Raw genomic sequence first — 246 nt, 5'->3', positions numbered from 1 at the left:
ATGGATCAGCACATTGTTGCCGATCAGCGCGAACTGGATGGTGGTCTTGGCGCCGACATTGCAGTCGCGACCGATCTTGACGTCGGCGCCGATGACAGCACCTGCGCCGATGATGGTGCCGGCGCCGCCTCGACCATCGACCGCGGTTCCCTGCGCGACACCGTGATCGGCGAGGGCACCAAAATCGACAACCAGGTCCAGATCGGCCACAATGTGACCATCGGCCGGCACTGCCTGCTCGCGGCC

2 pseudogenes are annotated in these 246 nt (G+C 64.6%); one reads left to right on the top strand and one right to left on the bottom strand.

Annotated elements, in window-relative coordinates:
- A pseudogene (locus FNJ47_RS47725) lies at positions 1–126 on the bottom strand (UDP-3-O-(3-hydroxymyristoyl)glucosamine N-acyltransferase); the annotation flags it as partial.
- Between FNJ47_RS47725 and FNJ47_RS47720 the strand changes: the two are divergent.
- Positions 121–246, top strand: a pseudogene (locus tag FNJ47_RS47720) (UDP-3-O-(3-hydroxymyristoyl)glucosamine N-acyltransferase); the annotation flags it as partial. The pseudogenes FNJ47_RS47725 and FNJ47_RS47720 sit on opposite strands and share 6 nt — an antisense overlap.

Origin of the sequence: Bradyrhizobium uaiense, assembly GCF_010811875.1 — a bacterium.
In the GTDB taxonomy this organism is placed as follows: Bacteria; Pseudomonadota; Alphaproteobacteria; order Rhizobiales; family Xanthobacteraceae; genus Bradyrhizobium; species Bradyrhizobium uaiense.
This window is presented reverse-complemented; position numbering and strand designations above follow the sequence as displayed.